The 25,296-nt window shown below is 31.9% G+C and carries 19 protein-coding genes and 1 tRNA gene; 19 read left to right on the top strand and 1 reads right to left on the bottom strand.

All coding sequences use genetic code 11. The features are described 5' to 3' along the window. Positions 1-105: 105 nt before the first annotated feature. From selD to holA, 7 genes are all read left to right on the top strand, one after another. Positions 106-1,134, top strand: coding sequence for a selenide, water dikinase SelD (gene selD / locus B2694_RS07800; protein ID WP_346885259.1), 1,029 nt, complete (start codon positions 106-108; stop codon positions 1,132-1,134). 50 nt (positions 1,135-1,184) lie between these two features. Then, the gene (gene selA / locus B2694_RS07795) at positions 1,185-2,567 is read left to right on the top strand and encodes an L-seryl-tRNA(Sec) selenium transferase (protein WP_346885258.1); all 1,383 of its coding nucleotides are present in this window, start codon (positions 1,185-1,187) and stop codon (positions 2,565-2,567) included. 76 nt (positions 2,568-2,643) lie between these two features. Continuing rightward, a complete protein-coding gene (selB, locus tag B2694_RS07790; RefSeq protein WP_346885257.1) occupies positions 2,644-4,551 on the top strand; it encodes a selenocysteine-specific translation elongation factor in 1,908 nt (635 codons plus the stop codon). A gap of 85 nt (positions 4,552-4,636) precedes the next feature. Continuing rightward, positions 4,637-4,733: transfer RNA gene (locus B2694_RS07785), tRNA-Sec, on the top strand. 442 nt (positions 4,734-5,175) lie between these two features. Then, positions 5,176-7,455, top strand: coding sequence for a bifunctional diguanylate cyclase/phosphodiesterase (locus B2694_RS07780; protein ID WP_346885256.1), 2,280 nt, complete (start codon positions 5,176-5,178; stop codon positions 7,453-7,455). Between the two features lie 49 nt (positions 7,456-7,504). Further along, positions 7,505-9,289 (top strand): ComEC/Rec2 family competence protein, encoded by a 1,785-nt coding sequence (locus tag B2694_RS07775; protein ID WP_346885255.1) that lies wholly within the window; start codon positions 7,505-7,507, stop codon positions 9,287-9,289. Positions 9,290-9,346: 57 nt separating this feature from the next. After that, complete coding sequence (gene holA, locus B2694_RS07770; protein ID WP_346885254.1) at positions 9,347-10,357, top strand: DNA polymerase III subunit delta; 1,011 nt, start codon at positions 9,347-9,349, stop codon at positions 10,355-10,357. A 61-nt stretch (positions 10,358-10,418) separates the two neighbouring features. On the opposite strand, the gene rpsT is transcribed toward holA, so the two are convergent. Continuing rightward, the gene (gene rpsT, locus B2694_RS07765; RefSeq protein ID WP_035128853.1) at positions 10,419-10,685 is read right to left on the bottom strand and encodes a 30S ribosomal protein S20; all 267 of its coding nucleotides are present in this window, start codon (positions 10,683-10,685) and stop codon (positions 10,419-10,421) included. 229 nt (positions 10,686-10,914) lie between these two features. Between rpsT and gpr the strand changes: the two genes are divergently transcribed. The 12 genes from gpr (at position 10,915) to B2694_RS07705 (ending at position 25,296) form a co-directional block, all read left to right on the top strand. Then, the gene (gene gpr / locus B2694_RS07760; protein ID WP_242844057.1) at positions 10,915-11,928 is read left to right on the top strand and encodes a GPR endopeptidase; all 1,014 of its coding nucleotides are present in this window, start codon (positions 10,915-10,917) and stop codon (positions 11,926-11,928) included. Positions 11,929-12,011: 83 nt separating this feature from the next. Further along, complete coding sequence (locus B2694_RS07755; protein ID WP_346885253.1) at positions 12,012-13,040, top strand: stage II sporulation protein P; 1,029 nt, start codon at positions 12,012-12,014, stop codon at positions 13,038-13,040. A 151-nt stretch (positions 13,041-13,191) separates the two neighbouring features. Beyond that, entirely contained in the window at positions 13,192-13,476 is a 285-nt protein-coding gene (locus B2694_RS07750) for a hypothetical protein (RefSeq protein ID WP_346885252.1), read from the top strand. A gap of 152 nt (positions 13,477-13,628) precedes the next feature. Beyond that, positions 13,629-15,434 (top strand): translation elongation factor 4, encoded by a 1,806-nt coding sequence (lepA, locus tag B2694_RS07745; protein WP_346885251.1) that lies wholly within the window; start codon positions 13,629-13,631, stop codon positions 15,432-15,434. Positions 15,435-15,774: 340 nt separating this feature from the next. Next, complete coding sequence (hemW, locus tag B2694_RS07740; RefSeq protein ID WP_346885250.1) at positions 15,775-16,917, top strand: radical SAM family heme chaperone HemW; 1,143 nt, start codon at positions 15,775-15,777, stop codon at positions 16,915-16,917. 135 nt (positions 16,918-17,052) lie between these two features. After that, positions 17,053-18,090: a heat-inducible transcriptional repressor HrcA gene (gene hrcA, locus B2694_RS07735; protein WP_346885301.1), complete on the top strand. Its 1,038-nt coding sequence runs from the start codon at positions 17,053-17,055 to the stop codon at positions 18,088-18,090. A 67-nt stretch (positions 18,091-18,157) separates the two neighbouring features. Continuing rightward, positions 18,158-18,784 carry a nucleotide exchange factor GrpE gene (gene grpE, locus B2694_RS07730; protein ID WP_278245209.1) on the top strand — a complete coding sequence of 209 codons (627 nt, stop codon included), beginning with the start codon at positions 18,158-18,160 and terminating at the stop codon, positions 18,782-18,784. 96 nt (positions 18,785-18,880) lie between these two features. After that, positions 18,881-20,740, top strand: a complete 1,860-nt coding sequence (gene dnaK, locus B2694_RS07725; RefSeq protein ID WP_035128867.1) for a molecular chaperone DnaK — start codon at positions 18,881-18,883, stop codon at positions 20,738-20,740. A 166-nt stretch (positions 20,741-20,906) separates the two neighbouring features. Further along, on the top strand, positions 20,907-22,031 hold the full coding sequence (gene dnaJ, locus B2694_RS07720; protein ID WP_346885249.1) for a molecular chaperone DnaJ: 1,125 nt from the start codon (positions 20,907-20,909) through the stop codon (positions 22,029-22,031). Between the two features lie 411 nt (positions 22,032-22,442). Continuing rightward, positions 22,443-23,312, top strand: coding sequence for a YitT family protein (locus B2694_RS07715; protein WP_346878648.1), 870 nt, complete (start codon positions 22,443-22,445; stop codon positions 23,310-23,312). A gap of 269 nt (positions 23,313-23,581) precedes the next feature. Then, positions 23,582-24,517, top strand: a complete 936-nt coding sequence (gene prmA, locus B2694_RS07710; RefSeq protein ID WP_346885248.1) for a 50S ribosomal protein L11 methyltransferase — start codon at positions 23,582-23,584, stop codon at positions 24,515-24,517. 26 nt (positions 24,518-24,543) lie between these two features. Further along, positions 24,544-25,296, top strand: a complete 753-nt coding sequence (locus tag B2694_RS07705; RefSeq protein WP_346885247.1) for a 16S rRNA (uracil(1498)-N(3))-methyltransferase — start codon at positions 24,544-24,546, stop codon at positions 25,294-25,296.

Raw genomic sequence — 25,296 nt, 5'->3', positions numbered from 1 at the left:
TTAGTATAGAATTATTAAAGAATTAGTATAATTTTCAATACTAAATAAAGTTAAATTTAATAAAAAATAGTGTTTGTTTTTATTATAAAATAAGGAGGTAAAACCATGTCAAAAAGATTAACAGAACTTTCAAAGACCTCTGGATGAGCAGCGAAAATAGGGCCGGAGACCCTTTCAAAAATACTAGACAAATTACCTAAAATGTCAAATGAAAACCTATTAGTAGGAATAGAAACTTCTGATGATGCAGCAGTTTACAGGCTAACAGAGGATATAGCAGCTATTCAAACCTTAGATTTCTTTACACCAGTGGTAGATGATCCTTATACATTTGGAGCCATAGCAGCTGCAAATTCCCTAAGTGATGTTTATGCCATGGGAGGAAAGCCTACAGTAGCCATGAATATAGTTTGCTTTCCTAATTGCCTTAATATAGATATATTAGGAGAAATTTTAAAAGGTGGCGCTGATAAAGTCATAGAAGCAGGTGCCGTAGTGATTGGTGGACATACTGTTGAAGATGACGAACCTAAGTATGGGTTATCTGTTATGGGGATAGTACATCCTGAAAAGGTCCTTAAAAACCATGGTTGTAAGGTGGGAGACGTACTTATATTAACAAAGCCTATAGGTACAGGAATTGTTAATACAGCTATAAAGGCAGAAATAGCATCAAAGGAAGTATATGATGAAGCTGTAAAGGTTATGAGTACCTTAAATAAATATGCAGGTGAAATTATAGTAGATTACAACATAAATGCATGCACAGATGTTACTGGCTTTGGAATAATGGGTCACGGATATGAGATGGCTTCAGCTTCTGATATCACTATAAAGTTATTTAAAGATAAAATTCCAGTGATTAAAGGTGCTAGAGAATATGCTGAGATGGGTTTAGTGCCTGCAGGAACTTATAACAATAAAGGATATTTAGATGGCAAATATAAATTAGAGAATATTCCAGAATGGTTAGAGGATGCTTTATTTGATCCGCAAACCTCAGGAGGTTTATTAATATCTACTCCTCAAGATCAAGTTCAGTCTATGATGGAAAGATTAATGAAGTTAGATATAAAACCTGCTATTATTGGTGAAGTAATTGAAAAGGGTGAAGTACCCCTAGTGGTAGAATAGATAGTTGTAAAATTATTGGTATCTTATTAAAAATGCATGGGAGAAGTAAAATGAATAAGGAATTATTAAGAAAATTACCTAAGATAGATGAACTTTTAAAACTTCAATCAGTAAATAAGTTAATAGAAGAAAATTCTAGAACCATAGTTTTAGAATCCTTAAGGGAAGCAATAGAATTTTATAGAAATGGTATATTAAAAGGCAATGTAGATAGTTTAAATACAGAGCAAGTACTAGATTTTGCAGTTCATACTCTAGAAAGCAAAAACAAAATGCACCTAGAAAGGGTGATAAATGCCACAGGAACTGTTATACATACTAATTTAGGTCGTTCACTTTTAGGAAAAAAAGCTATAGAAAATGTGATAACAGTGGCAGGTAGCTATAATAATTTAGAATATGACATAGAAAGTGGGAAAAGAGGTTCTAGATATTCTCACATAGAAGAAATTATTAAAAAGGTTACTGGCGCAGAAGCTGCCATGGTAGTAAATAATAATGCAGCAGCTATAATGTTAGTTCTAGATACCTTAGCAAAGGAAAAGGAAGTCATAGTTTCTAGAGGAGAACTAGTAGAAATAGGTGGCTCATTTAGAATACCAGAAGTTATGAAGTTTAGTGGAGCTAAGCTAGTGGAAATAGGAACTACTAATAGAACTCATCTATATGATTATGAAAATAATATAAGAGAAAATACAGGAGTACTTTTAAAGGTTCATACCTCTAACTTTAAAGTTTTAGGCTTTACAGAAGGAGTGTCCTTAGAGCAGCTTGTAGAACTGGGAGAAAAGCATGAAATTCCAGTGGTAGAAGATATAGGTAGTGGAGTTCTTATAGACTTTGGTAAATATGGTTTTACCTATGAACCTACCGTGCAAGATAGCATAAAAAAAGGTATTGATGTAGTAACCTTTAGTGGAGATAAGATGCTAGGTGGTCCACAGGCAGGAATCATTGTTGGGAAAAAGAAATATATAGATAGAATGAAAAAGAATCAATTAACTAGGGCCCTAAGGGTTGACAAAATGACTTTAGCAGCGTTAGAAGGTACCTTAAAATATTATATAGATGAAAAAGAAGCTATAGATAATATTCCATCTTTAAATATGATTTTGATGCCTAAGGAAGAAGTAAAGAAAAAATGTATACTTCTAAAGAGGAAGTTGCAAAGTAAGACTCAAGACTTTAAATTTTATATAGACAAAGGTGAATCCATGGTAGGTGGAGGGTCTATGCCTACAGAAAAAATTGAAACCTATGTAGTTAAAGTAACCAGTGATAAATTTTCTCCAGAGGATATGGAGAGAAAACTTAGATTAGGAGAAACTCCACTAATAGCTAGGGTTTATAATGATGAGCTAGTTTTAGATGGAAGAACCTTATTTAAAGAAGATTTTGATGAAATAGTACAATGTTTTAAGGCTATAGAGTAGATTAGACCAATTAGGTGGGTTGCTACCTACCTGCTCTATTATAAAACAGATGCTTTGAAAGGGTGAAGTAAAATAGATGAAGCATATAATTATAGGTACTGCTGGACATATTGACCATGGTAAAACTACCTTAATTAAAGCTCTTACAGGAAGGGAAACAGATACTCTACAAGAAGAAAAAAATAGAGGAATATCTATAAATTTAGGATTTACCTATTTTGACTTACCTTCAGGGAGAAGAGCAGGAATAATTGACGTACCAGGCCATGAAAAATTCATTAAAAATATGTTGGCAGGAATAAGTAGTATAGATGTGGTGTTACTTGTAATAGCTGCCGATGAAGGAATAATGCCGCAAACCAGGGAACACTTTGAAATATTAAAACTTTTAAATATAAAAAAAGGTATAGTAGTATTAACCAAGTCAGATTTAGTGGAAGTTGATTGGTTAGATATGATAAAGGAAGACATAAAGGAAGAATTTAAGGATACTTTTTTAGAGGATGCACCTATTCATGCAGTATCCTCTAAGACTAAAATGGGTTTTGAAGAATTAATTGTGGATATAGATAAATTAACAGCAGAAGTAGAAGCAAAGGATACAGAAGGTCATTTTAGATTACCAGTGGATAGAGCCTTTAGTATAAGTGGTTTTGGTACAGTGGTAACTGGAACTATAATAAGTGGAAAGGTATCCCTAGGTGATACCGTGGAGATATATCCCGGTAAGGTTAAGGCCAAGGTTAGAGGAATCAGAGTCCATGATGTGCCTTCAGAACTTGGAGAAGCAGGACAGCGTTGTGCCATAAATCTTGCCAATATTAAGGTGTCAGAGTTACAAAGAGGTAATGTGGTAGCTAAGGAAGATATTATGGAGCCCTCTTTAATCATAGATTGTAAGTTGTACCATATAAAAACCGCTGAAAAATCTATAGTAAATAGACAAAGGGTAAGGCTATATCATGGTACAGAAGAAATAATCTGTAGAATTATACCCTTAGATAAAGAAGAAATTAAACCTGGACAGTGGGCTTACGTTCAACTGAGATTAGAAAAGCCTATTACAGCTCAAAGAAATGACCGCTACATCATAAGAAGCTATTCTCCTATGAATACCATAGCAGGAGGTATAATAATAGAGCCCAATGCTAAAAAATCTAAGAAGGTTACTGCTGAGTATTTAGAAGAATTAAAATTAAAAGAAAGTGGTAAATCTACTAATATTTTAGAAAATACAGTGAAAAATTTAAGCGATACCTATCCAGATTCTTTAGCTATATTAAAGAGTCTTGGTAAAAACATGGATAACATAGAAGAGGAATTAAAAGCTTTAGAACATCAAGGAACCATAATAAGACTAGGTGGACAGGATAATAGCATATTCATCCATAAAGATTTCTTAAAGGATAAAACAAAAGAATTAAAGGCACTCATAGAAGATTTCCATAAAAAGAATCCATTAAAATTTGGAATGTCTAAGGAAGAAGCTAAAAATAAAATATTTACTAAAAAATTAAAACAAAAGAATTATGATGAGATATTAAACATGTTAGTAGAAAAGAAAACATTAAAAGTAAGTGAAAAGTTTATAGCTCTATATGATTTTAATGTAACCTTGAATAAAGAACAAGAAAGAATGAAAAACTTTATAATAAATGAATATAAAAAGTTAAAGTTTACACCTCCTAAATATGTAGACTTAGGCCAAGGGGAAAAAGATAGAGCTGGATTTAAGATGGTATATGAACTTCTAATAGATAAGGAAATTTTAATTAAATTAAATGAAGACTGCACTCTTCTTAAGGAAGATTATGAAGAAGCTAAGAATAAGGTAAGAAATTATATCCTTGAAAATGGCTCTATATCAGCAGCTACAGCTAAAGAAATCTTTGAAAGTAACAGAAAATATACCATTGCTATCCTAGAACATCTAGATAGTATAAAATTCACTAAACGTGTAGAAAATGATAGAGTAATGTATTAATAGTGAAAAAAATCAAGTATTGATGATTTTAATACTTGATTTTTTATCTATTACATCTTATAATACCAAGTGTAGGAAATAATATGGGAGTAGATAGGTGCTGGTGTGCCTGCCGGTCTTCAAAACCGAGTTGCCGTGCTAAGACCACGACGGGTGAGTTCGATTCTCACATATTCCCGCCAAAAAACAATGGGCTGGCCCATTGTTTTTTCATTTTTTGTAACAGGGTGAGACATCCTCTCATAGAATGGGAGGGGGGCTCACCCTGTTACTTTTTTTTGGAATAATCATTGAAACCCGCATGAACACAACAAATAGTTAACTAGTTAACTATTTATATAGGTAAATAGGTAAATAGGTAAATATAGAAATAGTCATATAGTTATCTATACAAATATTTCTATATTTACATATGATTTCATTAATATATTCATACAATTTTATATTTACATGCCCTATATTAACTTCAATGAAATTATAAATGAAAATTTTTATTATATAAATAAAGGATTTTCATCCTAAAAAAAGAATAATAGATATTACATTTAAGAATAGAAAACCTATATTCTATATGGGAAATAAGTTATATATTATATTTCTACGATTGTAAGGGAGAAATGGATTATGAAGAAAGTTTTGACAGTGGTATTAATAGCAATTTTATATTTATCCTATTTCGGAGCAACCGTTGTAAAATCGAATTTTTTTGGGAACATTTTATCTCCCATTGTAACCTTTATAGCAGCTTATTATGTTTTTAAAGGTTTTTATATTGAGGAGAAAAATAAGACATTAAAAACTTCGGGAATATTTTTGGTTCTAAGTATTTTAAACTGGGCTGTTTGTGATGTTATGTGGGCAGTGGAAGCTATAATTCTGAAAATTAATCCAGAACAAGTTAGTGCTATAGTAAGTGGATATTTATTAACTAATGTACTGTTACTATGTTCATTAATTATAGGTGGATATCATCAATTTAAAAAATGGAATGCAACCCAGGTTTTAATAGATACTGTTGCAATAACAATCTGTACTATGACTTTAGTTTGGGTTATATTTTTAAATACTGATATGCAAAATGCAATACTTATGAAAAGTGATTGGATTTTTATGATTTGTGTATTTGTAGACTTTTTAATATTTATATGGGTTGCTAGCTGGTTCTTGTCTATAAGAAAAGGGAAGATACCTTTATATTTAGGGGTTACAGCTGGTTCATATATACTTTATATAGTTTTTGATATTATTTATTATTATGAATATTTTTACAGCCTATATGAGCCGAATTCATTATTAGATGCTGCATATGTAATTGCTTTTGGAGTGGCAGCTATAGGGTCAATTATTAAAATTAAAACTCAACATAAGATAGAACGAACTGAATTCATGAATAGTGGTAGAAATAAAAAGGGGCTTTTATTATTAACTGCTCCAATAATTTTAATCCTATTTAAAGGGGTGCAGTTAGAATATTTATTATTAATGCTTATTGTTATTACCTTTTACTATATACACTCAAATCATGTTCAAACCAATATACTTAAAGAAGAATTATTAAAAAATGAAAAGCAATTAAACTTAAGGTTGGAAAGCAAGGTTCAGGAAAGAACAAAAGAGTTAAATGATTTGATAAATAAAGATGTAGTTACAGGATTACATAGTAGGAGATATTTTCTTCAGCAGATAGATAAAAATATTAATAATCTGAAGAAAGATGAAAATATTATTCTTTTTTACATTGATTTAAATAAATATAAAATGTTAAAAACCATGTTTGGTAATTATATTGGGGAAGAAGTATTAGTGGAAATAGGAAAGAGACTTAAAGAGTATGTCTATAGAGAAGAAGATATTTTAGCTTCCTTTGGTGAAGATGTTTTTGTTTTTGCCAAGGGAGGTTCCTATACCTATGAAGATGGATTAGAAATGGCTAAAAATCTTATACATGCCTGTAGTCACATATTTACCATTGAAGAGTATGATATACGAGTTACTTTAAATGTAGGAATATCTATATATCCCCTTGATGCAAAAAATAGAGATGAAATGATTAAACATGCAGATATAGCCATGCTACAAGCTAGGCTATTAGGATTTAATAGGGTAATGGTCTTTACACAAGAACTAGGAGAATTAGCATTTGCTAAAAATGAAATTGAAATTATGCTTAAAAAAGCTGACTTTAATGAAGAATTTCAATTGTATTATCAACCACAAGTCTCCATTGAAGATGAAAGAATTATAGGCTTTGAGGCACTTATGCGCTGGCAAAGAAATGATGGAAAATTCATTTCTCCTGGTGAATTTATTCCCATTGCAGAGGAAACAGGATTTATAATTCCCATAGGATATTGGGTTATGGAAAATGCCATGGCACAGCTATCCAAGTGGAAGAAAAAAACTAAAAAACATCTTAGAATTGCAATCAATGTTTCTGTAAGACAGTTAAAGGATAATAGTTTTATTATAAAATTAAAAGAAATCATGGAAAGATATCAAATTGCACCTGAAGAAGTAGAAATTGAAATTACAGAGACTTTAGAATTGGAAGAAGATATAAAAGTTAAAGATACATTGTTAAAGATTAATGCGATGGGTATTTCAATAGCTATTGATGACTTTGGCACTGGATATTCTTCTTTATATTATTTAAAGCAGTTACCAGTAGATAGGATAAAAATAGCCAAACCTTTAGTAGACCTAATAGATAAAGATAACTATGATTATGCAATCGTTAAGGCTGTAATTACCGTTGCTAAAGCAATAGGGGTTCCTGTAATAGCTGAAGGGGTTGAAAGAAAAGAACAATTGGAATGTCTAAGAAAATTACAATGTGATGAGATTCAGGGATATTACTTTGCAAAGCCAATGCCAGCTAAAGAAATATATAAAAATTGGTTATAAAACTGAATTACAATTTATCACTTTGGCAATGATACTACAGGGTGATATTATGGATAAATCAATGGTTCAGATATGCTTGGCAGGGATTTTTGGATGTACTATATACTTTTTATATAGTTACATGGGAATTTTACCAGCTGTAGTTTTTATAGTAATTTATATACTTTTACTTAAAAAAGATTTTAAGAAACCCCTAGCTTTTATAGTTATGGGGTTTTCTATGTTGTTTTTTATAAACTGCATTATATATTTTTATTCCATGGACCTAGGGGAAAATATTAAGTGCAGAATTGTAGAGGAAGGGAAGGATTACTATATTGGTAGTCTTCAAAATAGAAAAATTAAAATTTTTCCTAAGAACAAGGATATTCAATTGGGAAGGCAGTACATATTAAAAGGAGAATTTCATAGAAAGGTAGATTATAGTAAAGGAATTGTAGGAGAGTATAACCTAATAGCTTCAAAGCCTTTAAAGGAAGATTTAATATATAAGGGATACTTGATAAAAAGTCATCTTTATAATAAGCTTTTAGCTGTTACAGATGAAGAAGGAGCTGCTATTATACTAGCAGTAAGTGGTGGCGATGATAGCTATATTGATTATGATAAAAGAGAAGAGTTTAATGCTTTAGGTATATCCCATATAATAAGTGTATCAGGACTTCATGTATCACTAATTTATGGAGTACTTCAAAGTATAATTGGATATAAACTAGCTTTAATAGTTCTTTTCTTTTATGTTATATTTATTGGAGGAAAAAGCTCTACCTTTAGAGCCTTTATAATGATATTTTTGCTGGTATTAGGCCCTAAGGTGAAAAAGACCTATGAAGGTATATCAGCCTTAGCCTTTGCAGCATTTTTACTTCTGTTAATAAAACCTTACTACATATTAGATATAGGTTATGTACTTAGCTTTTTAGCCGTATTAGGAATCTTCACTTTAAATAATAAAATTAAAAGGAAATTTTATAAGCTCCCCAATTTTATAGCCACCTCCCTTAGTTTAACCTTTAGCTCTATGATTTTTACTACACCCTATATAATAATGAGATTTAATGCTGTGAGTTTAGGTGGACTTATTTCTAATCTATTTTTGATTCCCTTTTACACCTTTCTATTAGTTTTAGGTAATCTTCTGCTTCTATTTATTAAGGTTCCAATAGTGTTTAATCTTTTATCTCTCATTACTAACTCAGTGCTACTTATAATTAATACCATGGAGGATTTCTTAGTTAATCTTTTGCCCTTACCCTTAGAATTTACTTACATAGAAGGGGTTATGATTCTCATATTATACCTAAGTTATATCCTTATAAGAAGAGGGGTGAAATCTTTAAGATACTTGCCCATATTACTATTTCTTTTAACTATAAAGCAGCAATATATAATTTACCCAGAAATAAATTTTATAGGGGGTAAAAAGGCTGACATTGTAGAAATAAACTATGGTACCAGAAAAGTAATGGTATGTAATCAAAAGGTGAAGTTGAAATATGTCCATGAAAAATATAAGGGGTTAGATAGAATCTATGATGAATTTGAAGAAGAGCTAACCTTAAAACTATCAAAGCATTGCATTATAGATGTAGAAGATAAGGATGGAGTTCTCTCTTTACAAATAAATCATAGGGGTAAAATTAGCAATATAATTATAGACAAGGAATATGAAAAAGAAGCCACTCAATGCTGTTATAAAAGCAATTCTTCATCAACAAGTCCAAACTGTGATATAATAAGGATTAACAGAAAAAGAGAAGGAATTATTCTAGGACATTATTATGAAAACTATAAACTCATAGGTGGAGAATTATATCATAATTATGTTCACTAGAATAAGTATTATGCTGAAATAAGTATTGTACTGAATTAAAGAGTGGAGGAATTTTTCTTGATAACCTTAGAACAACTTGAAAAACACATAAAAGAAAATAAACTAAAAAATTGTTATATACTTTGTGGCTCTGATGAAGGACTTATAAAGACAGCTATAAAAAAAATAAGAAATTTAAAGATAGATGAAAGTTTTGCTGATTTTAACTATACAAGAATTTCTGGAGATAAATTAGATGTAGATGCTTTAATAAATAATTGCGAAACTATACCCTTTATGAGTGAATATAGAATGGTAGAAATCTTTAGAGCTAATTTTTTAAGAGATAAGGGAGAAGATATAGATAGCCTTAGAAACTATCTTAAGGATATTCCTCCCTATACCTTTTTAATTATGTACTATGTATTTGAAGATGATAGAGAAAAACTTAGTAATAAGGTTAAGAAGCTTCAAAATGTATGTGAGGTTGTAAAAGTCGATAAACTAAAGGGCATGGGCCTTCAAAGTAAAGTAAAAGCCATCTTTGAAGAAAAAGGAAAGTCCATAGGAAAAAGTGAAGTTGGATACTTTTGCTCCATCATAGAAAATAACATGAACATAGTAGACAACGAGATAGAGAAGCTTATTTTATATACTGAAGGAAGGGAGATAACTAGAGAAGATATAATAAAGATGTGTCCTTATGAAAAGGAAAATGATATATTTAATTTAGTATCCTATCTTTCAGAAAGAAATATAAAGGCAGCCATAGATACTTTAAATCAATTGATATATAGGGGTGAAAAACCACCTAAAATATTATCTATGATAGAGCGTCAATTTAAGCTTTTATTTGCCATAAGAATAAAGGTTGGAAAAGGGATTAGAAAAGAAGACATAGTAAAGGAATATAACCTAAATCCTTATATTGCAGATAAGATGATAGTTCAAAGCAAAAAGTTTTCTCAGGAAGCTCTAAAGAAGAATATAGAAAATTGCATTGAAACGGAAAGTGAAATAAAAAGTAAATCTGTAGATCAAAAGAATGCCATTGAAATGCTTATGGTAAAGACCATGATGAATAAATAAAAAGTTTTAAACTAAATATATGCAAAAAAATAAATAACCGGTGAATACACCGGTTTATTTATTAAGCAGATAATCCATTTAACTTAGCTGCTAATCTAGATTTTTTCTTAGCTGCTTTATTCTTATGTATTATGCCTTTAGAAGCAGCCATATCAAGGGCTTTAACTACAGTTTTAAAGCTTTCTTGAGCAGCAGCAACGTCATTGCTAGCTAGAACAGCTTCAAATTTCTTTATAGTTGTCTTTAAAGAAGACTTTATCATAGTGTTTCTCATAGTCTTAGCTTGAGTAACTTTGATTCTTTTTTTAGCTGACTTAATGTTTGCCATTATTAATTCACCCCCTTGTATTTTTATCAATCTCTCAGCGGCAGCTTTGGGGAAGTCTGCTTACGAGTTTCATATAACAAAAGCTATTATAACATTAAATTTTACGTACTTCAAGTAGAATTTACCTTTAACATATTAGTATATGAAAGAAACTTTGGGAAAAGATAAATATACATACAAATGTATATAGGAATAATATGAAAAATACCATAAATGAGGTGTGATAATTATGATGAAGGAAAGCAAGTCTAAGGATAAAGAAGAAGTAGTTTACAGTGTAAGGACAGATTTAGCTTTAGAAGCTAAAGAGATTTATAGTGAAAATAATCCTGGAAAATTATCAGGAGTAAAATCGGAGGAATACATAGATAATAACGTTAGAGTTACTGCTGTAAAAATACTAGATGAAGAAGGAGCTAAAAACATAGGAAAACCTATTGGTGAATATATCACCTTAGAATTTCCAGAATTCGTATACTATGATGGTGAGAGAATAATAGATGTAAGTGAAGTTATGGCTAAAGAGTTATCAAAGCTGATTAATCTAAATGAAGATATGGTAGCTTTAGTGGTAGGGTTAGGTAACTGGAATATCACCGCTGATGCCGTAGGACCAAAGGTAGTGTCAAAGATAATGATAAGTAGACACTTAAAAGAATATGTTCCAGATAGCATTGATGAGGGGGTAAGACCAGTGTGTGCTATATCCCCAGGTGTCTTAGGACTTACAGGTATGGAAACCAGCGAAATTATAAAGGGTATAGTAGATAAGGTAAAACCTAGTGTAATAATTTGTATAGATGCTCTTGCTTCTAGGAAAACACAGAGGGTAAATAGAACTATACAGCTAGGTAATACAGGTATATCTCCAGGAGCAGGAGTTGGAAATAGAAGATTAGAGCTCAGTGAGAAGACCCTAGGAGTCCCTGTAATAGCCATAGGAGTGCCTACAGTGGTAGATGCAGGAACTATAGCTAATGATACCATAGACCTAGTTTTAGAAAGCTTAATCAAGTCTTCAACTAAGGGAGGTGCCTTTTATAGCATGCTTAAGGAAGTTGACAGAGATGAAAGACAAACATTGATTAGAGAGGTTCTAGACCCAGAATTAGGAGGCATGGTAGTAACGCCTAAAGATATTGATAAAGTAATAGATAGTGTATCTAAAATAATTGCCAATGGTATAAACATAGCCCTTCAACCAGCTTTAACCTTAGATGATATAAATACCTATTTAAACTAAAGTAATAAAATTTATTCCCCCCTCATATAAATTATTAGAGTAATTAATTATACCTATGTATAACTCAAACAGGGGGGGATACGGTGAATAACAAAAGTAAGACAGATGCTGGAAAGTATTGTTCTAGAGCTATCCTTGCTATAATAGCAGTAGTCATGGTAATATCTATAGGTTTATCTAGGTCTACCCAAGCATTAGATGATGATAACTTAGAAAGTATCAATAGAACTAACTTTTTTATGAAGCTCATAGGGCAAAGTGTCAGTACTTTAAAGCCAGCAGTAAATAAGGATGATACAAAATTTGTAGGTAATTTTACCTTGAATCCTTTGGATATAGTTAGAAAGGAAATAAGCTTTTTAGACGAAGAAAATTTAAGGGATAAAACTGCTCTTGAGAATGTGAAGGAACATGCTAAGGTAGTACAGAAAATTACAATAAATCCTTTCGAACTAAAAGATACAGACATAAATAAATTTCAAGAAGGGGTAGACGTAGTTGGTGATCCCAAAGATAATTCTAAAAAGAAGATATTGATATATCATACTCATACTAATGAAGCTTATGCAGAAGGAAATGGTGGATTATCTACCACCGTAGCAGGAGTTGGGGATGTTCTTACTTCTGAACTAGAAAAATTAGGCTTTACAGTTGTACATGATAAAACAATACATGATAAGGCTGATTATAATAGAGCTTATCATGCGTCTAGAGAAACCGTAAGTAAAAACATAAGTAGTTATGGAGAGTTTGATTTAATAATAGACCTTCATAGAGATGGTGGTCCTAGAAAAGAAGATGTTACTGGAAACATAAAGGGAGATGATGTTGCAAAGCTTACTTTAGTAACAACTATGCAGGACCCTAAATATCCTAAGCATATAGAAAATGTTAAATCCATATTTGCTATAGCAAATAAGCTTTATCCTGGGTTGTATAGAGAGAGGGGCATTATAGCCTATGACCATGGAGGTATTTTGTTTTATAACCAAGATTTAAGTGATAATGCTATACTTATGGAGGTTGGAGCAGATACCAACAAATTACAAGAAGCTAAAAACTCCATGAAATATATGAGTATAGTTTTTGCACAGTATTTAAATTCTAAGTAAGGCATTTAAAAATAAATAAATAGACGAGCATTCTGACTTATTTATTTTTGAAGATGCCTAAGAAAGAATAAAAATATAAGAAAAAGTACATCATTAAATGTGAGGTACTTTTTTTATTTTGAGCACCTATAGGTAAAGGAGAATAGATAAGATGAATAGTAAGACACTAAGGACAGGAATATGCAAGTTTTTAATAATAATTTCAGTAGGATTTATGATATACGGAATTTTAGTGGTAAATATGAAATTACCTCAGGTGGTGAGGCAAAGCTCTAGTTTTTATGTAAGCTCTAATGACAGGGATTCGAAGGTTAATATAAAAATAGGGGAATTTAATATAATTCTTAATGGCGGGCCTTTTAAGAATTTTGTTAAAGGCACTAAGGTTATAGGAGATACTATTAAGGAACTAATATTGCCATCCAATGAAACTTAAAAGTTAACATTATAAAGTATATTGACAATGAACCTTTATTTTATGGTATAATTTATGTTGGTTTATTATCTAACTAAGTATAGTTGATAATTAGATTAGAAAAGGTGACTTTACTAAAGAGTTAATATAAATTTACGGGGGTATTTGAGTAGATGCAAACTAACAGACAAAAACACATAAGAAATTTTTCTATAGTAGCACATATAGATCACGGCAAGTCTACTTTAGCAGATAGATTACTTGAAAAAACAGGTACTTTAACAGCTAGGGAAATGGAAGCCCAAGTACTGGATAACATGGAATTAGAAAGAGAAAGAGGAATTACAATCAAGGCTCAAGCAGCAAGACTTATACATAGAACAGAAGAGGGCGAAGAGTATATTTTAAATCTAATAGATACTCCAGGTCACGTAGACTTTAACTATGAGGTTTCAAGAAGTTTAGCAGCTTGTGAAGGAGCTGTATTAGTTGTGGATGCAACTCAAGGTATACAAGCACAGACTCTTGCAAACTGTTACTTAGCCTTAGATCATGACCTTGAAATTGCTCCAGTTATAAACAAAATAGATCTTCAAAGTGCAAGACCTGATGAGGTTAAGCAAGAAATTGAAGATGTTATTGGAATTCCAGCAGATGATGCACCATTAATATCTGCTAAAACAGGATTAAATATAGAGGATGTAATTAAAACTGTTATAGCTAAAGTGCCAGCACCAGAAGGGGATGAAGAAGCTCCTCTTAAGGCCTTAATCTTTGACTCTTACTATGACTCATACAAAGGTGTAGTAACCTACATCAGAGTATTTGATGGGGTAGTAAAGCCAGGAACTAAAATCAAATTAATGAATACTAATAAAGTGTACGATGTAACTGAGGTAGGAGTATTTACTCCAGGTCCATTAAAGGTAGATGAACTTAGAGCTGGAGACGTTGGATACTTAAGTGCAGCTATTAGAAATGTAAAAGATGCTAGAGCTGGAGATACCATCACAGAAGCAGGAAGACCAGCAACTAATCCGTTAGAAGGATATAGACCAGCTATACCTATGGTATTTAGTGGAATATACCCTGTAGATGGAGCTAAGTATGAGACCTTAAAGGAAGCTCTTGAAAAGCTACAGCTTAACGATGCAGCCCTATCCTTTGAACCAGAGACATCTATAGCTCTAGGTTTTGGATTTAGATGTGGATTTTTAGGATTACTTCACATGGAGATAATTCAAGAGAGAATAGAGAGAGAGTTTAATCTAGATATAATTACCACTGCACCTTCCGTTGTTTACAAGGTAGCTAAAACTGATGGGGAAATTATAGAGATTACAAACCCTACTAACCTACCAGAGCCAAGTGAAATATCTTATATGGAAGAGCCAGAAGTTAAGGCTTCAATAATATCACCTTCAGACTATGTAGGAGCAATCATGGAGTTATGCCAGGAGAAGAGAGGAACCTTCATAGATATGCAATATATCGAAGAAACTAGAGTTGTAATTAACTATGATATTCCACTTAATGAAATAGTCTATGATTTCTTTGATGCTTTAAAATCTAGAACTAGAGGATATGCATCCTTTGACTATGAACTTAAAGGATATAAGAGAACTCAACTTGTTAAGCTTGACATACTTCTTAATGGAGATGTAGTGGATGCACTATCTATGATAGTTCCAGCAGATAGAGCTTACCACAGAGGAAGATCCATGGTAGAAAAGCTTAAGGAGATTATTCCAAGACAGATGTTTGAGATTCCAATTCAAGCAGCCATAGGAGCTAAAATAATAGCTAGAGAAACTGTAAAAGCTATGAGAAAAGACGTACTTGCTAAGTGTTACGGTGGAGATATCTCAAGAAAGAAAAAACTTCTTGAGAAACAAAAAGAAGGTAAGAAGCGAATGAGACAAGTAGGAAGCGTTGAAGTTCCACAAGAAGCATTCATGGCAGTACTTAAAGTTGACTAATGAAACTTCTAAAAATTCTTCTCCATGCCAAGGTTAATCCCTAGGAAACTAAATTTCATTAAGAAATTCTAAGTCTCCGCTTTTATAAAATTACCTACCCTCACCATTCGCCGTCATGGCTCAGGGTTCGGCTCTTGCCGTCGTGGCAAGAATTACGGTAATTTTATAACGCTCCGACTAAGAATTTCTAAAATGAAATTTATGATTGTTTCTACGGTGATTACCTTTTGGCATTACGAAGAATTTTCAGAAGTTAATAAAGTAAATATAAGTTTCACTAAATAATATAGCCATATTATTTAGTGTATATAAAGATAGTGGATATTAAAGGAGAAGAAAAATGGATACAGTAGGATTAAATACAGTGGGATTATATATTCATATACCCTTTTGTAAGATGAAATGTCATTACTGTGATTTTCCTTCCTATAGTGGTAAAGAAAGTTTAATGATAGATTATGCTAAGGCATTGAGTGAGGAAATTAAAGTTTCTTGCCAGGATAAAATTATAAGCACCATATTTATAGGTGGGGGAACTCCCACCTATTTGTGCATTGATGGATGGAAAATTATAGAAGAAGCTCTTGGGGAATTAAACAGGATAGAGGAAGATTTTGAATTTACTATTGAGGGAAATCCTAAGACCTTTAATGAGGAGCAACTAAAAATTTTTAAAGCCATGGGAGTAAATAGAATTTCTATGGGACTTCAAGCTGTGCAACAGTGTCACCTTACTTCACTAGGAAGAATCCATTCCCTTGAGGATTTTAGACATAGCTATGAAATGTTAAGGAATTTTGGTTTCAATAATATAAATGTAGATTTAATGTTTGGACTTCCAGATCAAAGTTTAGCTCAGTGGAAGGAAACTTTAAGTCAGATTGTAGAGTTAAAGCCAGAGCATATTTCTTGCTACAGCTTAATCATAGAAGAAGGAACTAAGTTTTATAATCTTTATGAAAAGAATAAATTAATGTTACCTGATGAAGATATGGAAAGGGACATGTATGCTGAAGCTATTAATTTTTTAGAGATAAAAGGATATCACCAGTATGAGATTTCCAATTTTGCAAAGGATGGATTAGAGTGCAGGCATAATAAAATATATTGGAATTTAGAAAATTATATTGGTTGTGGCTCATCTTCCCATTCCTATGTTAATGGCATTAGGTATAGAAATGAACAAAAAATAGAAACCTATATAATGTCTATGGAAAATAAAAGCTCTGCAGTGGTAGAGAGTAATGAAAATTCCTTAAAGGATGATATAGAAGAGTTCATGTTCTTAGGATTAAGAAAAATAGAAGGAATAAGCATAGAAGAATTTAAGAGAAGATTTAACATCTCCATTTTTGAAAAATATAAAGAGGTTATAGATAAGTATGTAAAGTTGGACTTATTAAATTTAAAAGGAGATAGATTATACCTTACTAAAAGAGGGATAGAACTGAGTAATCAAGTAATGGCAGATTTAATTTTGTAAATAATTTATCAATCAGATAATTTTGTAAATAATTTATGAATCATATTGACATTAAATTTTATAAATGATATATATTAAATATAGTCATTAGCACTCGTAAGTAGTGAGTGCTAACAAAGAGGTGATAACATGGATATGGATGAAAGAAAGATTAAAATCTTACAGGCTATAATAAATGATTATATAACTTACGGAGAACCTGTAGGTTCAAGAACCATATCTAAAAAATACGATTTAGGAATAAGTTCAGCTACTATTAGAAATGAAATGGCTGATCTTGAAGAAATGGGATTTTTAGAACAACTCCATTCATCCTCTGGAAGACGACCTTCTGATAAGGGTTATAGACTTTATGTAGATAGACTTATGACCCCTAGCAGACTTACAGAAGAAGAGCATGAAACTATAAGACATGACCTGATAAAGGACACATCTATAAGTGAAATAGATAGTATAATTAAGGGTGCTATAGATGTACTTTCTAATATTACTAGACTAACTTCTGTAGTAAAAGTTGCTTCTGTTAAAAAGTCAAGTATTAAGTATATAAAGTTATTAGCAATAGAAAAGCACATAATTTTATCTACAATAATAACAGACAATGGTAATATAAAAAATAATACTATTAGAGTAACAAATCCGGTAGATGACAATAAGCTAGTAAAAGTGAATAATGCTCTTAATAGACTACTTGTAGGAATTAGCATAGAACAAATTACTCTGGATTTCCTTGTTAATTTAAAAAATGAATTAGTTGGTTACGAAGAGATATTTGACTGTATAATTCCTGTTCTTCATGAAACACTAGTGTTGGGAGATTATGGAGAAATTTATACTAAAGGTGCTACAAATATATTTAACTATCCTGAATATAATAACATCGATAAGGCAAAGGCATTTTTAGGGTTAGTAAATAATGAAGAAAACCTAAATGAAATTCTTAGCAAAGGAAACAAGGAATCTTTATTTATTAGTATAGGAGAAGAAAACTTTGTGGAGTGCGCTAAAGAGTGCAGTATAATCACTGCTAGCTATAGTTGTAATGGCCGTATTATGGGTACCATAGGAGTTATAGGACCTACAAGAATCCATTATGATAGAGTTATAGCTGTTCTTGATACTGTGGTTAATGAGATAAACGACAAGATCTCTAGCATATATGATCCAGATTAACTATGGGTTTATATATATTCAAAATTCAAAGTAAATGAGATAAGCATTTAGATTGGAGGAAAGAGCATTGGAAAATAATATGGAAGAAAACCAAGAGCTAGATAAAAAAGATATGGAAGATAATGCGGATGAAATTTTAGAAAATGACCCTTCTGAAAAAGAACAAAATGAAGAGGAAGGCACTTCCGGTGAAGAAACCTCAGAGGTTAAAGAGGAAGATGATAAGGAAGATGAGATGAAAAAATTCAGAAATCGCAAAGAAGAAATTAAAGAGCTTAAAGAAGAAAATGATTCTTTGAAAGATAAATTATTAAGAACTGTAGCTGAATATGATAACTTTAGAAAAAGAACTTCTAAGGAAAAGGAAAATATATATACAGAGGCTTGTGCTGATGTATTAAAGGAAATACTACCTGTATTAGACAATTTAGAAAGAGCTGTTGCAGTAGATGGTAGTGCAGAAGATCTTAAAAAAGGTATTGAATTAACTATAAATCAGTTTACAGCTTCTTTTGAAAAGCTAGGCGTTGAAGAAATCTCATCTGATGGAGAATTTGACCCTAACTTCCATGATGCAGTAATGCATATAGAAGATGAAAACTTAGGAAAAAATCAAGTAGCTGAAGTATTCCTAAAGGGATACAAAAAAGGCGATAAAGTATTAAGACATAGTATGGTTAAAGTAGCAAATTAATCTATGATTTATAAAGATTTTAATCTTTAATTAAAAATAAATGTATATAGTAAATTAGAAGAAAATAAGTGTATTAATTTATAGGAGGAAATTACAATGGCAAAAATTATAGGAATTGATTTAGGAACAACAAACTCTTGTGTATCAGTTATGGAAGGTGGAGATCCAGTTATAATACCAAACGCAGAAGGTGCTAGAACTACTCCATCAGTAGTATCTTTCTTACAAGATGGAGAAAGACTTGTTGGTCAAGTAGCAAAAAGACAATCAATAACAAACCCAGATAAAACTATAATCTCAATTAAAAGAGAAATGGGAACAAATCATAAAGTAAATATAGATGGAAAAGAATATACTCCACAAGAAATATCTGCAATGGTACTTCAAAAATTAAAAGCAGATGCTGAAGCATACCTTGGAGAAACAGTTACAGAAGCTGTTATCACAGTTCCAGCATACTTCAATGATAGCCAAAGACAAGCAACTAAAGACGCAGGAAGAATAGCAGGTCTTGATGTTAAGAGAATCATAAATGAGCCAACAGCTGCATCTCTTGCTTATGGTCTTGACAAAATGGATACAAACCAAAAGATATTTGTATATGACCTTGGTGGTGGTACTTTCGACGTATCTATCTTAGAACTTGGAGATGGAGTTTTCGAAGTTAAATCTACAAATGGAGATACTCGTCTTGGTGGAGATGACTTTGACCAAAAGGTTATGGATTATATAGCTGAAGATTTTAAAGCTTCTAATGGAATTGATTTAAGAAATGATAAAATGGCACTTCAAAGATTAAAAGAAGCTGCTGAAAAAGCAAAAATAGAATTATCATCTTCTACTCAAACAAACATCAATCTTCCATTTATCACAGCTGATGCTACAGGTCCAAAACATATAGATATGAACCTAACAAGAGCTAAATTCAATGAATTAACTCATGATTTAGTACAAAGAACTATTGAGCCAATGAGAAAAGCTCTTCAAGATGCTGATCTTTCAATAGGAGAAATTGACAAGGTTGTATTAGTTGGGGGATCTACAAGAATCCCAGCTGTTGTAGAAGCAGTTAAAAACTTTACAGGAAAAGAACCATCAAAAGGAGTTAACCCAGATGAATGTGTTGCAGCAGGTGCAGCTATTCAAGGTGGAGTTTTAACAGGAGATGTTAAAGATGTATTACTTCTTGACGTTTCACCATTAACATTAGGAATTGAAACTTTAGGAGGAGTTGCTACTCCATTAATCGAAAGAAATACAACAATTCCAACTAAGAAGAGCCAAGTATTCTCAACTGCAGCAGACGGTCAAACATCTGTTGAGATTCACGTAGTTCAAGGTGAAAGACAAATGGCAGCTGATAACAAAACTTTAGGAAGATTTACTCTTTCTGGAATTGCAGCAGCTCCAAGAGGAATTCCTCAAATCGAAGTAACTTTTGATATAGATGCTAACGGTATAGTTAAAGTTTCTGCTAAAGACAAAGGAACTGGAAAAGAAGCTAATATAACTATCACAGCTTCAACTAACTTAAGTGATGATGAAATCCAAAATGCAGTAAATGAAGCAGAAAGATTTGCAGAAGAAGATAAGAAGAGAAAAGAAGCTATAGAAGTTAAAAACACTGCAGATCAAATGGTTTACCAAACAGAAAAAACTTTAACTGACCTAGGAGATAAAGTTTCTGCTGATGATAAAGCTAAGGTAGAACAAAGAATCCAAGTATTAAAATCAGTTAAAGACGGAGAAGATATAGAAGCTATTAAAAAAGCTACAGAAGAGTTAACACAAGAATTCTACGCTGTATCTTCAAAGGTATACCAAGCTGAAGGCGGACAGCCGGGAGCAGAAGGTTTTGATCCAAATAACATGGGTGGAGCAGCAGGAGCAGGAGCTCAAGATGCACCACATGATGACAATGTTGTAGATGCAGATTTTAAAGTAGATGGAGAATAATATTCATTAAATTAGTTAAGGGATGATGAAACACTCATCCCTTAAAACTGATTTTAATGTTAAATTTTAATGTGAAAATTTAATGTTCCCATTAATACATGGTTGCAATTATACATAATATATCTTAATATATTATTCGAAGTAAAATAGGTGGTGAGTTTTAAATATGGCTAATAAAGATTATTATGAAGTACTAGGCTTAGATAAAAGTGCCAGTGATGATGAGATAAAAAAAGCTTTTAAAAAGGCTGCTTTAAAGTATCATCCAGATAGAAATCAAGGAAATGCTGAAGCAGAAGAAAAGTTTAAAGAAATAAATGAAGCATACCAAGTTTTATCAGATCCAGAGAAGAAACAGAGATATGATCAATTTGGTACTGCAGACTTTAATGGAGCCCAAGGTTTTGATGGATTTGATTTCGGTGGAGGCTTTGGAGGCTTTGGAGATATTTTTAGCGATATCTTTGGTGGAGGATTTTCCTCTTCATCTAATAAAAATGCTCCAAGAAAGGGTGCAGATTTAGAATTTAATTTAAATTTAACCTTTGAAGAGGCTGTATTTGGCTGTGATAAGGAAATTAAAGTTACTAGAAGAGAAAAGTGTGAAACTTGTGGAGGCACAGGAGCTAAAAAAGGTACTACTCCTAAAACTTGCTCTAAGTGTAGCGGTAGAGGTAAGATAAATGTTCAAAGAAGAACTCCATTAGGAGTGATTTCTACAACTACAACTTGTGATGCTTGTGGAGGTAAAGGTACTATAATAGAGGAATCATGCTCAACTTGTAGAGGAACTGGTAAAGAAAGAAAAACTAGAAATTTAACAGTTAATGTTCCAGCAGGTGTTGATACAGGTAATGTAATGCCGCTAAGAGGACAAGGTGAAGCAGGAGAAAATGGAGGTCCAGCAGGAGATCTTTATATAAATATAAGAGTTACATCTCATAATATATTTAAACGTAAAGGCTTTGACATCCATATGGAAACCCATATATCCTTTGCAAAGGCTGCTCTTGGTACAGACATAAAGGTTCCAACAGTGGATGGAGATGTTACTTATAAGGTTCCAGCAGGAACTCAACCTGGAACTGTATTTAGATTAAAAGCTAAAGGGGTTCCTAGAGTTAACTCTGTAGGTAGAGGAGATCACTATGTTAAGGTAATAGTGGATGTACCAAAATCTCTTAATGAGAAACAGGCAGAAGCTCTAAGAATGTTTATGGAGGCTAGTGGAGAAGCTCCAGAGACTACTGTGGAAAAGAAAAAACACAAAAAAGGAATATTTGGAAAGTAATAAAGAAACTAATATAACCCACAAATAATTAAATATAGCTAAAGTCTTGTAATAGTTAGTATAGGACTTTAGCTATTTTTAGTGCTTATATATCCTATCACTGTAATTTTCAACAGAGCCAATTTACATTAAAATCTTAAATTTCAGTATATTAATAGCAAAATCAATCATTGGCAAAATAGAGATAACAATATGAATATTTTTAAAATTTAATAATTGACTTTTTTAGACAAAATATTTATAATATTACTGTAGAATTTAATTATATTTTAGGGTTTATTGCGCTTTTATTACTAGTGGTGTAGAAGTTAAGTTTTTTAGTACATGTAAACCTTTTAGTCATGTCTGAATCATGTTAATTTCTACAAAATCATAAGATATAACTTTAATAAAAAGGTTGGAGGCAATAACATGAAAATTGAAAAACAAAAGATCTATGACATTACCATTGATACCTTCTATGACATCATTGGTAGTATACTTTATGCTGCTGGTATTTATACCTTTGCATTATCAGCTAACTTTGCTCCTGGTGGAATTTCAGGTTTATCAATAATTATAAACTTTTTTACTAAAATACCAATAGGTGTATGTAGTTTATTACTTAACATACCAATAATAATAATTAGTTATAAAGTGCTTGGAAAATGGTTTTTAGTTAAATCTCTAAAAACTATGGTAATCTCAGCCTTCTTTATGGATGTAGTGTTTCCACTTATCCCAATTTATTCAGGAAATCCTATACTGGCAGCTGTGTTTGCAGGAGTATTATCTGGAGCTGGACTAGCACTCATATATATGAGAAATTCATCTACTGGAGGAACAGACTTTTTAATTCTTTCTGTAAGAAAAAAAGCACCTCACCTATCAATTGGGCAGATTACAATTGCTATTGATGGTTGTGTTATCCTTCTAGGTGGATTAGTATTTGGAACTATTGATGCTGTATTATTAGGAATTATTATGACTATAGCTACCTCAACAATAATAGATAAGATTATGTCAGGTTTTGAAGCAGGAAAAATGGCAATGGTAATAACTAATCATGGAAAGGAAATTGCAGATGTTATTGGAAAGGAAGTTGGACGAGGAGTAACTATAATGAATGTTACTGGTGCTTTTTCAGGAGAAAGTCGACAAATGTTAATGTGTGCTTGCAGTAAATCTCAGGTATATAATTTGCGTAGAATTGTAAGTACCATAGACCCAACAGCTATGACTATGATTTCTTCCTTTGATGAAGCCTTTGGTCTTGGATTTAAAGATAACCTAATTGACTAAGGCTCTATAGAACAGTAGAATATTGGGGCGGATGACAATTACAGAGCCAAATAAAACTCTTTCTGGCAATAGAAAAGATTCACTATTGCCAAGGAAGAGTTATTTTGTTATTTTGTAATATGTGATATATAATTACACAATAAAGATTATTTAGTGTATAATACCATAGACATCTTTTAAATTAATGGCAATAATATTAATTAAAACCTATTAACTGTTGTTCATATAACTTAAGTATAATTTAATGTATAGATATGGAGGAAGTAGAAATGGATCAGGATTGGATTGAAGTAACGGTACTTACAAGCAGTGAGGCTACAGAAGCTGTGTCTGGTTTTCTTTATAACTGTGATGTAGAAGGAGTTTCCATAGAAGATGTGGCAGATGTGGAATTTAAGAAGGAAAACTTGGGCTTTGCAGATTTTATAAATGAGTCAGTTTTAACTATTGAAGAAGGAGCTATGGTTAAAGGGTACTTTAAAGATAGTGAAAACTTTATGAATACACTAAACTACATAAAGGAAAGTGTAGATAAGTTAGGTGAATTTGGCTTTGATAAAGGTGAAGGCATAGTAACTTATCATAAGGTAAATGAAGATGATTGGGCAAATAATTGGAAGCAGTACTATAAACCAACTAAGGTTGGGGAGCACATTGTAGTAAAACCTACCTGGGAAGATTATGAAGAAAAGCCTGGAGAGGTTGTAGTAGAGCTAGACCCAGGAATGGCCTTTGGAACAGGAACCCACGAAACTACAAGAATGTGCATAAAAGCTCTAGAGAAAAAAGTTAAGGGAGATACCACTGTATTTGATATAGGTACTGGTTCAGGAATATTATCTATAGCTGCAGCTAAATTAGGAGCAAAACATGTAGTAGGAGTAGATTTAGACCCAGTAGCTGTAGAATCTGCAAAGAAAAATCTAGAATTCAACAAGGTAAATAACATCGAAATTCTTTATGGAGATTTAATGGAAGTAGTAGAAGGTAAAGCTAATATAGTAGTAGCTAATATCTTAGCTGATATAATCATGTTTTTAAGTGAAGGTGTAAGAGCCTTTATAGAAGATGAGGGATACTTTATAGCTTCTGGTATCTTAAACACTCAAAGAGATAAAGTAACTGACAAGTTAAAGGCCCTAGACTTTATAATTGAAGAAGTCATGGAAGATGGAGAATGGATTTGTATTATTGCTAAAAAGTAAAATTGTGTGATGGGAGTATAATTAAAATGCATAAATTTTTTGTGGAAGATAATAGCATAAATGAATCTCTGTGCATCATTGAAGGCGATGATGTTAAGCATATATATAAGGTGCTTAGACTTAAAGAAGGGGATAAAGTAAATATCAATAACTGCAAGGGTGTTGAATATATAGGAGAAATTTTAGAGGTAAATAAAAAAGAAGTAAGAGTAAACCTAATTGAAAAGGTTCCTTTAAATAATGAAAGTCCTTTAAGAGTTCAGCTTTTTCAAGGATTACCAAAGGCAGCTAAAATGGATTTAATAGCTCAAAAGTGTACTGAGCTAGGAGTCAGTGAAATCACCCCTATAATTACAGAGAGAGTTGTAGTTAAGGGAAATGAGTCCTCAGAATTTAAAAAGGTGGATAGATGGAATAGAATTGCATTAGAAGCTTGTAAACAAAGCAAAAGAAGTATAATTCCAACTATAAACCAACCTATAGATTTTAATAACCTAAAGGAAGAGATAAAGAACTTTGATTTAGTCATAGTACCCTATGAAAATCAAGAAAATCAAGGAATAAAATATGTAAAAAACCAAGTATCAGAAAAAAATATAGAAACAGCAGCCATTATCATAGGACCTGAGGGTGGCTTTGAAGAGGATGAAATTCAGGCATTAAAGGATGCTGGAGCATTTATAGTAACCTTAGGGCCTAGAATACTAAGAACGGAGACTGCTGGCTTTGTAGCTCTTAGCTTAATTATGTATGAGCTTGGTGACTTAGGAGGAAATTAA

This window comes from Clostridium sp. UBA4395 (assembly GCF_002390995.1).
Lineage (GTDB): Bacteria > Bacillota > Clostridia > Clostridiales > Clostridiaceae > Clostridium_J > Clostridium_J sulfidigenes.
The sequence above is the reverse complement of the archived record's forward strand: the minus strand, read 5'-3'. Positions and strand labels throughout refer to the sequence as shown.